The following is a 13,114-nucleotide window of genomic DNA, read 5'->3' as shown; positions in this document are numbered from 1 at the left end:
TTTTTATTGCGGGATCAATCAGGCATCCAGCTCGGCCCAGCGCTCGACCATGATGTCGAGTTCAGCATTCAACTGCTCCAGCTGGGCAATCACTGCCGCGGTTTCGGCCGCTGGACGCTGGTAAAACCCGGCATCCGCCATCTGCGCTTCAACGGCAGCGATCTGCTGCTCCATGGCTTCGATCTGCCCCGGCAAGGCTTCCAGCTCACGCTGGACCTTGTAGCTGAGCTTCTTCTTCGCCACAGGCGCTTCGACTGCAGCGACTGGCGCCGGCTCAGCCGTAACCACCGCAGAAGTCAGGTCAGCCTTGCCCGATTTGCTCTCGGTCACGCCCAACAAACGCGGCGAGCCGCCCTGACGCAGCCAGTCTTGGTAACCACCGACGTATTCGCGAACCTTGCCTTCACCTTCGAAGACCAGGGTGCTGGTGACCACGTTGTCGAGGAATGCCCGGTCGTGGCTGACCATCAGCACGGTGCCGTTGAAGGTCAGCAAGACCTCTTCCAGCAGCTCGAGGGTTTCGACGTCGAGGTCGTTGGTCGGTTCGTCGAGCACCAGCAGGTTCGCCGGCTTGCTGAACAGTTTGGCCAGCAACAGACGGGCACGCTCACCACCGGACAGCGCCTTGACCGGCGTGCGGGCACGCTGCGGGCTGAACAGGAAGTCGCCGAGGTAGCTCAGCACGTGACGGCTCTGGCCATCGATATCGATGAAGTCGCGACCTTCGGCCACGTTGTCGATCACGGTCTTTTCCAGGTCCAGCTGATGGCGCAACTGGTCGAAGTAGGCCACGTCGATGCGCGTCCCCTCCTCCACGGTGCCGCTGGTAGGCTGCAGGCCGCTGAGCATCAGTTTGAGCAGGGTGGTCTTGCCGGTACCGTTGGCGCCCAGCAGGCCGATACGGTCGCCGCGCGTCAGGACCATGGAGAAATCCTTGATCAGGAACGGGCCGCCCGGGTGAGCGAAACTCACGTTCTCGAGGACCATTACCTGCTTGCCGGACTTGTCGGCGGTGTCCAGCTGGATGTTGGCCTTTCCGGTGCGCTCACGACGCTCGCTGCGCTCGACGCGCAGGGCTTTCAGGGCACGCACGCGGCCTTCGTTACGGGTGCGGCGCGCCTTGATGCCCTGGCGGATCCAGACTTCTTCCTGGGCCAGCTTCTTGTCGAACAGTGCGTTGGCGGTTTCTTCAGCGGCCAACGAGGCTTCCTTGTGCACCAGGAAACTGGCGTAATCGCCGTTCCAGTCGATCAGGCCACCGCGATCCAGCTCGAGGATGCGCGTCGCGAGGTTCTGCAGGAAGGAACGGTCGTGCGTGATGAACAGCACGGCGCCCTGGAAATCCTTCAGCGCTTCTTCGAGCCAGGCAATGGCACCGATGTCCAGGTGGTTGGTCGGTTCGTCGAGCAGCAACAGATCCGGTTCGGAGACCAGGGCCTGGGCCAGCAGGACGCGACGACGCCAGCCGCCGGACAGTTCGGCGAGGGTCTTGTCGGCCGGCAACTGCAGACGGCTCAAGGTGCTGTCGACCAGTTGCTGCAAACGCCAGCCGTCACGGGCTTCGAGGTCGTGCTGGACATGCATCAGCTTGTCCAGGTCGGCGTCGGTGACGATGTTCTGGCTCAGGTGGTGATACTGCGCGAGCAGTTCGCCGACACCGTCCAGGCCTTCGGCCACCACGTCGAACACGGTCCGCTCGTCGGCTACCGGCAATTCTTGCGGCAATTCGCCGATCTTGAGACCGGGCGCGCGCCAAACGGAGCCCTCGTCAGGCTTCTGGTCGCCCTTGACGAGCTTCATCATGCTGGACTTGCCAGTGCCGTTGCGGCCGATGATGCACACCCGCTCACCACGGGCGATCTGCCAGGACACCTTGTCCAACAACGGCATAGCGCCGAAAGCAAGGGACACATCGCTGAATTTGAGCAGGGTCATGAGCTTCTCCAAAAACCGGGCGCGCATTCTACCTGACTTGAGGCTGCAGAAGGCCGGCAATTTCACCTTGGCGACACTCTGCATGACAAATGTTGCGAGTTGATGCCGACACGCCCGCAAAGCTTTCGCGCGTTGCTGGCAAAAGGCTAAGCTACAGACAATTCAGCGCGGGCATCGCTTGCGCTTGTCATGATTTCTCTGCCCGGACGTCTCATGCGCAGTCGCCTTTTTAGTCTTTTGTCCTGTTTTCTTCTCACTGCCACTGTCGTCCACTCCGCCCAGGCCGTGGATCTGTCCACCCAACGCCAGTATTACGATGAAGCCAAGCGCGCCCTGGCCAAGGGTGACAGCGGCCCGTATTTCCGCTACCGCCAGGCCCTCAGCGATTATCCGCTGGAACCGTACCTGGCGTATGACGAACTGACCGCACGCCTGAAATACGCGAGCAATGCCGAAATCGAACAATTTCTCGCCGAACACGGTGACCTGCCCCAGGCCAACTGGATGAAATTGCGCTGGTTGCGCTGGTTGTCCGAACGCGGCGACTGGGCGACCTTCGTCAAGTATTACGACCCGAAGATGAATTTCACCGAGCTGGACTGCCTGAACGCGCAGTACCAGATCACCCATAACCAGAAAACCGAAGGCTACGCCAACGCGCAAAAACTCTGGCTGACAGGCAAATCCCAACCTGAGGCTTGCGACACGTTGTTCGGCATCTGGGCCGCCGAAGGCCAGCTGACCGAGCAACGCCGTTGGGAGCGCACCAAGCTCGCGGCCCAGGCGCGCAACTATCCGCTGGCCAACAGCCTGGTCAACGGCCTGACCACCCTCGCCCCCCGCGGGCGCCTGCTGGTGGAAGTGGCGCAGAAACCCGAATTGCTCAACGCTCCGTCACGGTTCATTCCGGCCGACGAGCCGATGTCCGACGTGGTCAGCCTGGGCCTGCGCCGCCTGGCGCGGCAGGACCCGGACCGGGCGATGCAGATGCTCGACGGCTACGCCAGCAGCATGCACTTCTCCCGTGACGAAAAAGTGGCGATCGCCAGGGAAATCGGACTGTCCCTGGCCAAGCGGTTCGACCCTCGCGCGCTGGACATGATGACCAGGTACGACCCGGAACTGCGCGACAACACCGTGTCGGAATGGCGCATGCGCCTGCTGTTGCGCCTGGCCCGCTGGGACGATGCCTACCAGTTGAGCCGCCGACTGCCCCAGGACCTGGCGACGACCAACCGCTGGCGCTACTGGCAGGCGCGCAGCCTGGAACTGGCGCAGCCGCAGAGCGCGGAAGCGCAGACGCTCTACAAGAGCCTGGCCCGCGAGCGTGATTTCTACGGGTTCCTGGCCGCCGACCGCTCGCAGTCGTCCTACTCGCTGAACAACAAACCGCTGGTGCTCAGCCAGGCACTGATCAACAAGGTGCGCAACACCCCGGGCATCCGTCGGGCACTGGAGTTCCACGCCCGCGGGCAAATCGTCGACGGCCGTCGCGAGTGGTACCACGTCAGCCGCCATTTCAACCGTGATGAAATGGTCGCCCAGGCGAAACTGGCCTACGACCTGAAATGGTATTTCCCTGCGATCCGCACCATCAGCCAGGCGCAGTACTGGGACGACCTGAACATCCGCTTCCCGATGGCCCACCGCGAAACCCTGGTGCGAGAAGCCAAGGTCCGTGGGCTGCATTCGAGCTGGGTGTTCGCCATCACCCGCCAGGAAAGCGCCTTCATGGACGATGCCCGCTCCAGCGTCGGCGCCAGCGGCCTGATGCAGCTGATGCCCGGCACCGCCAAGGAAACCGCGCGCAAGTTCAGCATTCCGCTGGCCTCGCCGCAGCAGGTGTTCGATCCGGACAAGAACATCCAGCTCGGCGCCGCGTACCTGAGCCAGGTCCACGCGCAGTTCAACGGCAACCGCGTTCTCGCCTCCGCCGCCTACAACGCCGGCCCCGGCCGCGTGCGCCAGTGGTTGCGCGGCGCGGATCACCTGAGCTTTGACGTGTGGGTCGAAAGCATCCCCTTCGACGAAACCCGCCAATACGTGCAGAACGTGTTGTCGTATTCGGTGATCTACGGCCAGAAACTCAACTCGCCACAGCCGCTGGTGGATTGGCATGAGCGGTATTTTGACGATCAGTGATTCAGCCACGCCCCTGCGTTCGCACACCATCCTGTAGGGGCTGGCTTGTCGGATTGCCGCACCGCAGCGAAAGCGGTCTGTCAGCCAACATCTCTACTGAATGTGCCACCGCCTTCGCCGGCAAGCCGGCTCCTACACAGATCGGTGGCGTCCACCGATCTGGCGTTCACTGAAAATCCCCTGTAGGAGCTGGCTTGCCAGCGAAAGCGGTCTGTCAGCCAACACCTCTACTGAATGTGCCACCGCCTTCGCCGGCAAGCCGGCTGCTACACGGATCGGTGGCGTCCACCGATCTGGCGTTCACTGAAAATCCCCTGTAGGAGCTGGCTTGCCAGCGAAAGCGGTCTGTCAGCCAACACTTCTGCCAAACGTGCCGCCGTCTTCGCCGCCAAGTGCCAGTCGACGTCGATGTTGACTGTGCTGCCCTCATCTCGTAGTAGCGGCTCGTTTGCCAAGCTCCGTAAGCCGATATCGTTGGGCCGGGCTTTTCGGCGAATCGGGGTCTGTCATTTCAATCAAACCTGCAGCCAACGCCGGCTTGAGGTAGTTAGCACGGAAGGTCGCCTTGTGTGCCAATCCGACCTCTTCCATCAACTCGCTGACCTTCATCGGCCCCTTACCAAGGAGCGACCCAAGCAATCTCGCTACTTGGTCGGTTACTTGGTCGGTTACTTGGTCGGTTGCTGGTTCGCTCTGCGTCGCCTCCTTAAGCGCAAGACTCAATGCCTGCAGCATGAACTCCACAAAAGGCGTCGATTCAGCCAACTGATCAGCTGCCGACAACGCCGCGTAATAAGCATCCTGCTGCTCCCGAATCACCGTCTCGACCGGCAGGTAAGCCAACACTGGACGCCACTGACTCAGAATCAAGGTCTGCCAAAGACGCCCCATGCGTCCATTGCCATCGGCGAATGGATGGATGAATTCAAACTCGTAATGGAACACGCAACTGATGATCAGCGGGTGCCAATCAGAAGCACCCAGCCACGCCAACAGATCATCGATCAAATGCGCAACGCGACTGGGCGGTGGCGCCATATGAACCAGTTGCTCGCCCCGGGAGATACCCACACCGGCTTTGCGCAACTGACCAAAGTCATCGATCAAACCGTGCATCAACAGCTGATGAGCCTGCAGCAAGTCGACTCGACTGCTTGGCTGCCAATCCGGCATGGCCTCGTAGGCCGCAAAGGCATTGCGCACTTCCTGGATTTCCCGAGGCAACCCCAGCACTCGCTGCCCCGCGAGCACAGCAGTTACCTGCTCGATGCTGAGGGTATTGTTCTCGATGGCCAAGGACGCCTGAATCGTCCGAATCCGGTTGCCGCGACGCAATTGAGGCGTCTGCCGACGATCATCCACAGCCAACAGCTGACCGATTTGTTCACTGATCTCGGCGATCAACGCCAGTATTCGGGTGGTCAGGGTCAAAGGTGGTTGATAACGGCTCATATCCTCATCCAGGCTCGCAACTGAGGCCGACATAATGCCCGAACGCAGCCAGATTTATTAATCTCGTTCACCGATCTGGTGTTCACTGAAGATCCCCTGTAGGAGCTGGCTTGCCAGCGAAAAACCTGAGGGCGACGCGTTCAACCTATAAGCACGCGTAATCGTTAACGACCATCGCTGGCAAGCCAGCTCCCACAGGGTGACGTACCGGTCGCAGGATCCAGGCACGACGCCAGTCCCGTGCAGCAGCTGGCGTGTCGGATCGCCGCACCACAGCGAAAGCGGTCTGCCAGACTACACATCTGCTAGATGGGCCACCGCCTTCGCCGGCAAGCCGGCTCCTACACCGGTTCTTTGCCGGGATCGGATTCGGCTTTCCCGTCACTGAACTGCAACGCCGCCAACCGCGCATACAACGCATTGCTCGCAATCAACTCCTGATGCGTCCCCACCGCCACCAGTTTCCCTTGATCCATCACCGCAATCCGGTCGGCATTTTTCACCGTGGCCAGGCGGTGGGCGATGACCAGGGTGGTGCGGTTTTTCATCAGGCTGGGCAGGGCTTGCTGGATCAGGTGCTCGCTCTGGGCATCGAGGGCGCTGGTGGCTTCGTCGAGCAGCAGGATCGGTGCATCCACCAGCAACGCCCGGGCGATGGCCAGGCGTTGGCGCTGGCCGCCGGACAAGCCGAGGCCGGCGTCACCCAGGTGGGTCTGGTAGCCGTTGGGCATGGCCTCGATAAAATCATGGGCGTAGGCGATGGCGGCCGCTTCCTTGACCTGGGCCAGGGTCGCTGTCGGGTTGCCGTAGCGGATGTTCTCTTCGATGCTGCCATAGAACAGCGCCGGATTTTGCGAGACCAATGCAAAGCAGCGACGCAGGTCCAGCGGATCGAGTCGGGTCAGGGGGATGCCATCGAGCAGGATGCGGCCTTCGGCGGGATCGTAAAAGCGCAGCAGCAAGTCATACACCGTCGACTTGCCGGCCCCGGACGGTCCGACCAGCGCCAGGGTTTCGCCGGCGTTGATGGTCAGATTCAAGCCATCGACGGCGTAGCTTTGCGGACGCGACGGGTAGGAAAAACGCAGGTCTTGCAGCACCAGGTCCCCCTTGACCCGTTTCGGCAAGGTCACCAGGCCGGTGGTCGGGGGCTGGATGATGTTTTCCGAGCGCAACAACTCGGCAATCCGCTCGGCGGCACCGGCGGCGCGCTGCAATTCGCCGATCACTTCGCTCAAGGTACCGAACGCACTGCCGACAATCAGGCTGTAAAAGACAAAGGCCGCCAGTTCACCCGCGGAGATCCGCCCGGCAATCACATCCATGCCCCCGACCCAGAGCATCACCCCAACCGCGCCCAGCACCAGCACGATCACCAGGGTAATCAGCCAGGCACGCTGGAAGATGCGTTTGCGGGCGGTGTCGAAAGCCTCTTCCACGGTCACCGCAAAGCGCTGCTCGTCCTGCGCCTGATGGTTGTAGGCCTGCACGGTCTTGATCTGGCCCAGGGTTTCGGCGACGTAGCTGCCGATATCGGCAATCCGGTCCTGACTCAGGCGCGACAGGCTGCGCACGCGGCGGCCGAAAATCAGGATCGGCGCGATCACCAGGGGCAAGGCGATCACCACAATGCTGGTCAGCTTGGGGTTAGTGACGAACAGCAGGACGATCCCGCCGATCACCATCAGCAGGTTGCGCAGGAACAACGACAGCGAAGAGCCGATCACCGATTGCAACAAGGTGGTATCGGCCGTCAGGCGCGACTGGATCTCAGAGCTGCGGTTGTCTTCGTAGAACCCCGGGTGCAGGTAAATCAGGTGGTTGAACACCTGGCGGCGGATGTCTGCGACCGCGCGCTCGCCGATCCACGACACCAGGTAAAACCGCGCGAACGTGCCGATCGCCAGGCCGAGCACCAGCAGCAGGAACAGGCCGATGGACTGATTGAGCAAGTGCGGCGACTGCGTCATGAACCCCTGGTCCACCAACAGGCGAATGCCCTGCCCCATGGACAGGGTGATGCCGGCCGTGACGACCAAGGCAATCAAGGCACCGAGGGCCGGCCAACGATACGGCGAGAGAAATCGACTGGCCAGGCGAAACGCGCGGCGTTGACGAGCAGAAAGCATCGGGGACCGTCCCTGTACGCGATAGAACCATTAATCGGGGAGCCTACACCGCTCGACAGGGCGGCAATTGTGTAAATCACAATGAGTCGGTTTAATTATGACCGCATTGCCTAGGCCCTAGACACTATTGGTCTAAAGTCCGGGTGGCGAGTCCGCAGTATTTCTGGTGGACTGATGGTACCGCCAGAAAGATCGCAGGGAGGTGTCACAGCCCGGTCACCTGGCGGCTTTACAGTAAGCACACAACCTGATGAGGAGACAGGCATGTCCTTGCAAAACAGCAGCGAAGACAAGATTGAAGTGATCCGCACACAGCCAGACCAGTCTCTGGGTTGCTCGATTATCGATGAACAAGGGCGCGAAGTACCGATCACTGAAAACATGATCCAGGACGCTTGCCGCGAACTGGAGAAAAAGTTGGTCGAGCCTGCCAAACAAAAGTGATATAGCCACCGTCTTCTTGACCCGGCCCAGGTGGCCGGGTTTTTTATGGGCGCTTTTTGAGGGTGCTGCGCACCCTATCGCGGGCAAGCCACGCTCCCACAGGATTAACGCGATGCCGAAATTGACGCATGACCTGTGGGAGCGAGCTTGCTCGCGATTGGGCCGACCCGATCCTAAACCGCCACCGCCCCCAGTGCCACCACCATCACCCACAGAATCAATGCGATGCCGAAATCGACACATGACCTGTGGGAGCGAGCTTGCACGCGATTGGGCCGACTCGGTCCTAAACCGCCACCGCCCCCAGTGCCACCACCATCTTTTGCAACTCCGCCGAATCCCCCTCAATCCGCACCTGCAACCCATCAATCTCCCGCCGCAACGGATAATGCTTGCGCAACGCGTCAAACGCCGCCCGCTGTTCACTCACATTGCCTACCAGACTGCGGCGAAAATCCGCATCGTCCCGGCGCGGGTCGTACACCGCCCGGCACACCATCGCCAACGCCCAGGCCGGGTCGCTTTGCGCACTCAAGGTCACCTGCGACAACCACGGCGCCGGCAGCAGATCGCTCAAGCTCACCTGCTCCGGTTGCCCGAGGAACTGGCAATAGGCCTGATAGATCTGCGCCGTGCCGCGCTGTTTGCCATCGAGGCTGTACCCGGCAATGTGCGGCGTCGCCAGCACGCAGAGCTCGGCCAGCGCCACATCGACTTCAGGCTCGCCTTCCCAGACGTCCAGCACCGCTTGCAGGTCTTCACGCTGCAACAGCACCTGGCGCAACGCGGCGTTATCCACCACCGGGCCACGACTGGCGTTGATCAGCCAGGTGCCGGGCTTGAGTTGGTTCAAGCGGTGCCTGTCGAACAGATGCCAGGTCGACTGCGCACCGTGCTTCTTCAACGGCGTGTGCAGGCTGATGACGTCGCACTGCTCGATGATCTGCTCGAGGCTGACGTAGTCGCCCCCTTCGGCGGCTTGTCGGGGTGGATCGCAGACCAGCACGTTCCAGCCCAGCCCTTTCAGCACCTTGACCAACCGGCCCCCCACTTCGCCGGCACCGACTACCCCGTAGGTGCGCTGCGTCAGGTCGGCGCCTTCGATCTCGGCCAGGGTCAGCAGGCTGCCCAGCACGTAGTCGACCACGCCCCGGGCATTGCAGCCGGGAGCACTGGACCAGGTGATGCCGGCCCGCTGAAAGTAATCCAGGTCCAGGTGATCGGTGCCGATGGTGCAGGTGCCGACAAAACGCACCTTGCTGCCCTCGAGCAGCGCGCGATTGACGTTGGTCACCGAACGCACCAGCAGCACATCGGCCTGCTCGACGGTGGCGCGGTCGATGGAACGTCCCGGCACCCGGCGGATTTCACCGAAGCCTTCGAAGAAGGCATCGAGCAGCGGGATATTTTCGTCGGCAACAATCAGCATGGCAGGCTCCTTTGGCGGGTTGGCAGTGTAGGCGTAGATGGCTGTGGTGGGCCAGCGGGCATCGTTCACCGTTATATAAAAAGACCCCGCCTCCTGCAGGAGCGAGCTTGCTCGCGAAAGCGACCTGCCAGGCAACATCAATGTCAACTGACACGCCCCCCCTGTAGGAGCGAGCTTGCTCGCGAAAAACCTGAGAGCGCCGCGGGGTATCAGGCTTCCAGCGTTATCGTTGACGACCATCGCGAGCAAGCTTGCTCCTACAGGAGGCCATGTTCATTCAAGTAGCCCTCGTCATCGTTGAAGACCTTCGCGAGCAAGCTTGCTCCCACAGGGATCGAGTACCGCGCACAGGCGATTACAAATCCCCAACACAGGACTTTTCCTGACCATTGCGTCAACAGGTAGAATGCCCCGCCTCGCGCATCAAACACCTCTGGACGTTTCGCCCTTGAATTCCGTAACCGACCGCCCCGCCGCTCCCGCCCTCACCCGCCCCGCCCGGGTCCGCCTGGAGCTTAAAAACCTGCTCGCCCTGGCGCTGCCGATCATGGTCGCGCAGCTGGCGACCACCGCCATGGGCTTCGTCGATACGGTGATGGCCGGGCGGGTCGGGCCGCGGGACCTGGCGGCGGTGGCGCTGGGCAATTCGATCTGGGTCCCGGTGTTCCTGTTGATGACCGGCACCCTGCTGGCCACCACGCCGAAAGTCGCCCAGCGTTTCGGCGCCGGCACCCACAGCGAAATCGGCCCGATCGTGCGCCAGGCCCTGTGGCTGGCCCTGGTGGTGGGTTTGATTGCGACCATCATGCTATTGGGCGCCGAACCCATCCTGCACCTGATGAAGGTCGATCCCGAGCTGATCGGCCCCTGCATGCAATACCTGCACGGCATCGCCAGCGGCCTGCCCGCCGTCGCGGTCTACCATGTGCTGCGTTGCTTCAGTGACGGCCTGGGCCGCACGCGCCCGGCGATGGTCCTGGGCTTGTGCGGGCTGGCGCTGAACATCCCGCTGAACTACATCTTCATCTACGGCCACTTCGGGGTGCCGGCCATGGGCGGCGTCGGTTGCGGCTGGGCCACGGCGATCGTGATGTGGGTGATGGCCCTGGGCATGGCCGGCTGGGAACGCTGGGCGCCGGCCTACCAATCGAGCAAGCTGTTCAGCCGCTTCGATTGGCCGCAATGGTCGGTGATCAAACGCCTGCTGGGCATCGGCTTGCCGATCGGGATTGCAGTGTTCGCCGAATCGAGCATCTTCGCCGTGATCGCCCTGCTGATCGGCAGCCTCGGCGCAACCGTGGTCGCCGGGCACCAGATCGCGCTGAACTTCAGCTCGCTGGTGTTCATGATCCCCTACTCCCTCGGCATGGCGGTGACCGTGCGCGTCGGCCAGGCCCTCGGGCGCCAGCAGCCCCGTGAAGCGCGCTTCGCCGCCGGGGTCGGCATGGGCACGGCGCTGGCGTATGCGTGCATTTCCGCGAGCATGATGCTGTTGTTGCGCGAACAGATCGCAACCATCTACACCGCCGACCCGACGGTGATCCGGGTGGCGGCGATGCTGATCGTGTATTCGGCGCTGTTCCAGTTCTCCGACGCAATCCAGGTCACCGCGGCCGGCGCGTTGCGTGGCTACCAGGACACCCGGGTAACGATGATCCTGACCCTGTTCGCCTACTGGGGTATCGGATTGCCGGTGGGCTACGCATTGGGCCTGACCGACTGGTTCGGCACCCCGAGCGGCCCGAGCGGGCTATGGCAAGGCTTGATCGTCGGCCTGAGTTGCGCAGCGCTGATGCTGTCGATCCGCCTGACGCGCAGTGCCCGCAGGCAGATTCGCGTAGGGGATGCATACCGCTGAATGGTGGGGAACGCTGAACCCCTGTAGGAGCGAGCTTGCTCGCGATGGACTTAAGAGCGCCACGTTTAATCAGTAAACACGCGTTATCGTTAACGACAATCGTCGGAACGCCGCCCGGAGCAAGCTCGCTCCTACAACGAAGTCGTCTTCATGGCGGTGACGAAACGAAAGTGCGGTTGTCTCCCGCTAGTTAATCACGGCCAAAAAATATGCAACACTCGTGTTGCCATAGCAACACAAGTGTTGCATCATGACTTCACCGAAACGGCATGAGACTTTGATATGAAGTGCAGCGGTTTCGGCGGTGGTTGTTGGCCCAAGGCGTTGAGTTCAAAAGCGCCAAAGGCAGTCATTTCAAGTTCTCCTTGAATGGCAAAGCCACCATTTTTGCGGACCACGGCAGCAAGGAAATGCACGAAGGGTTGCGCAAAACCATCATCAAACAGCTGGGCCTTAAGGATTGAGGCTCAGCTGTACCCTGAACGGTGAGGGCGTTATGTATCAATACCCGCTGGAACTGCACCACGAAGCCCCTGGCGTCTGGCTGTCGTGCCCGGATATCCCGGAAATGAACGCCGCAGGCGATACTCTGGGCGAGGCCTTTGCCGAAGCCCTGAACGGCATGGAGTCGGCGTTGTCGCTGTACGTCGATCAGCGCCGGCCGATCCCGCCCGCGTCGCCGGCCAGCGATCCGGCCAACGTGCTGCACCTGCCCGCGTTGACCGTGGCCAAGATCATGCTGTGGAACGCCATGCTCGATGAGGGCGTGAGCCGCGCCGAGCTGGCCCGCCGCCTGGGTTGTACACGCCAGGTCGTCGATCGGCTGGTAGATTTTCTGCACGCGTCGAAAATCGAGCAGGTCGAGCGCGCCCTGGGCCTGTTGGGGCGTCGCCTGATGTTGGTCCTGGAGGCCGCGTGACCTCGTAGGAGCCAGGCTTGCCGGCGAAAGCGTCTTCATGGGCGGCGCAAGGCTCGAGGCCGCCTTCACCGTAGGAGCCAGGCTTGCCGGCGAAAGCGTCTTCATGGACGCTGCAAGGCTTGAGGCCGCCTTCGCGGGCAAGCCTCGCTCCTACAGGCGAGGGCTTCGTCATGGGCGCTGCAAGGCTTGAGGCCGCCTTCGCTGCGGTGCGGCGATCCGACAAGCCAGCTCCTACAGGTGGCCATAGCGCCCACGCAGGTTTTTAACCGGACTTCTTGCGGATCCAGTAAAGGTAGGTACCTGCCTCTTCCTGCTGCGCCACCAGTTCATGGTCGAGAAACACACAAAACTTGGGAATGTCGCGACGGGTCGACGGATCGGTGGCGATCACCTTCAGCAGGCCGCCGGGCACCAGGTCACGGATGTGCTGGTGCAGCATCATCACCGGCTCCGGACAGTTGAGGCCGGTGGCGTCGAGGGTGCCGTCTACCGGCGTATCGGTCATTTCACTCATGGTTCACTCCTGAAACTTACCGGCATTGTCGCGCATTGCCGGGTTTAACGTCACCTGTGGCGTATACCGCACCTGTAGGAGCTGGCTTGCCAGCGAAGGCGGCCCAACATCCAACATCAACGTCAACTAACCCACCGCTTTCGCCGGCAAGCCGGCTCCTACAGGGGCTGTGTCGATCACTGGATCCAGGCACGACACCAATTCCATGTAGGAGCTGGCTTGCCAGCGAAGGCGGCCCAACATCCAACATCAACGTCGACTGACCCACCGCTTTCGCCGGCAAGCCGGCTCC

At 61.9% G+C, this 13,114-nt stretch carries 10 protein-coding genes; 5 read left to right on the top strand and 5 right to left on the bottom strand.

Annotation, left to right across the window (positions count from 1 at the left end; translation table 11 throughout):
* Window positions 1–18: 18 nt before the first annotated feature.
* A complete protein-coding gene (locus J2W17_RS30300; protein ID WP_064676754.1) occupies window positions 19–1,935 on the bottom strand; it encodes an ATP-binding cassette domain-containing protein in 1,917 nt (638 codons plus the stop codon).
* A gap of 213 nt (window positions 1,936–2,148) precedes the next feature.
* Between J2W17_RS30300 and J2W17_RS30295 the strand changes: the two genes are divergently transcribed.
* Complete coding sequence (locus J2W17_RS30295) at window positions 2,149–4,077, top strand: transglycosylase SLT domain-containing protein (protein WP_307343794.1); 1,929 nt, start codon at window positions 2,149–2,151, stop codon at window positions 4,075–4,077.
* Between the two features lie 426 nt (window positions 4,078–4,503).
* Here the strand turns inward: J2W17_RS30295 and J2W17_RS30290 are convergent, their stop codons facing one another.
* A complete protein-coding gene (locus J2W17_RS30290; RefSeq protein WP_307343791.1) occupies window positions 4,504–5,529 on the bottom strand; it encodes a Fic family protein in 1,026 nt (341 codons plus the stop codon).
* Window positions 5,530–5,870: 341 nt separating this feature from the next.
* Window positions 5,871–7,658, bottom strand: a complete 1,788-nt coding sequence (locus J2W17_RS30285; RefSeq protein WP_307343787.1) for an ABC transporter transmembrane domain-containing protein — start codon at window positions 7,656–7,658, stop codon at window positions 5,871–5,873.
* A gap of 264 nt (window positions 7,659–7,922) precedes the next feature.
* Here J2W17_RS30285 and J2W17_RS30280 point away from each other — a divergent pair, with 264 nt between their 5' ends.
* A complete protein-coding gene (locus J2W17_RS30280) occupies window positions 7,923–8,102 on the top strand; it encodes a PA1571 family protein (RefSeq protein WP_307343783.1) in 180 nt (59 codons plus the stop codon).
* 286 nt (window positions 8,103–8,388) lie between these two features.
* Here the strand turns inward: J2W17_RS30280 and pdxB are convergent, their stop codons facing one another.
* Window positions 8,389–9,531, bottom strand: a complete 1,143-nt coding sequence (gene pdxB, locus J2W17_RS30275; protein WP_307343780.1) for a 4-phosphoerythronate dehydrogenase PdxB — start codon at window positions 9,529–9,531, stop codon at window positions 8,389–8,391.
* Between the two features lie 448 nt (window positions 9,532–9,979).
* Here pdxB and J2W17_RS30270 point away from each other — a divergent pair, with 448 nt between their 5' ends.
* The 3 genes from J2W17_RS30270 to J2W17_RS30260 all read left to right on the top strand — a co-directional run bounded on the left by J2W17_RS30270 (window position 9,980) and on the right by J2W17_RS30260 (window position 12,308).
* Complete coding sequence (locus J2W17_RS30270) at window positions 9,980–11,389, top strand: MATE family efflux transporter (protein WP_307343777.1); 1,410 nt, start codon at window positions 9,980–9,982, stop codon at window positions 11,387–11,389.
* A 287-nt stretch (window positions 11,390–11,676) separates the two neighbouring features.
* Complete coding sequence (locus tag J2W17_RS30265; protein ID WP_307343773.1) at window positions 11,677–11,853, top strand: type II toxin-antitoxin system HicA family toxin; 177 nt, start codon at window positions 11,677–11,679, stop codon at window positions 11,851–11,853.
* Window positions 11,854–11,885: 32 nt separating this feature from the next.
* Window positions 11,886–12,308, top strand: coding sequence for a type II toxin-antitoxin system HicB family antitoxin (locus J2W17_RS30260; RefSeq protein ID WP_307343771.1), 423 nt, complete (start codon window positions 11,886–11,888; stop codon window positions 12,306–12,308).
* A 262-nt stretch (window positions 12,309–12,570) separates the two neighbouring features.
* On the opposite strand, the gene tusA is transcribed toward J2W17_RS30260, so the two are convergent.
* Window positions 12,571–12,822 (bottom strand): sulfurtransferase TusA, encoded by a 252-nt coding sequence (gene tusA / locus J2W17_RS30255; RefSeq protein WP_373460065.1) that lies wholly within the window; start codon window positions 12,820–12,822, stop codon window positions 12,571–12,573.
* Window positions 12,823–13,114: the final 292 nt, after the last annotated feature.

The sequence above is a fragment of the Pseudomonas lini genome (assembly GCF_030812475.1).
In the GTDB taxonomy this organism is placed as follows: domain Bacteria; phylum Pseudomonadota; class Gammaproteobacteria; order Pseudomonadales; family Pseudomonadaceae; genus Aquipseudomonas; species Aquipseudomonas lini_A.
This window is presented reverse-complemented; position numbering and strand designations above follow the sequence as displayed.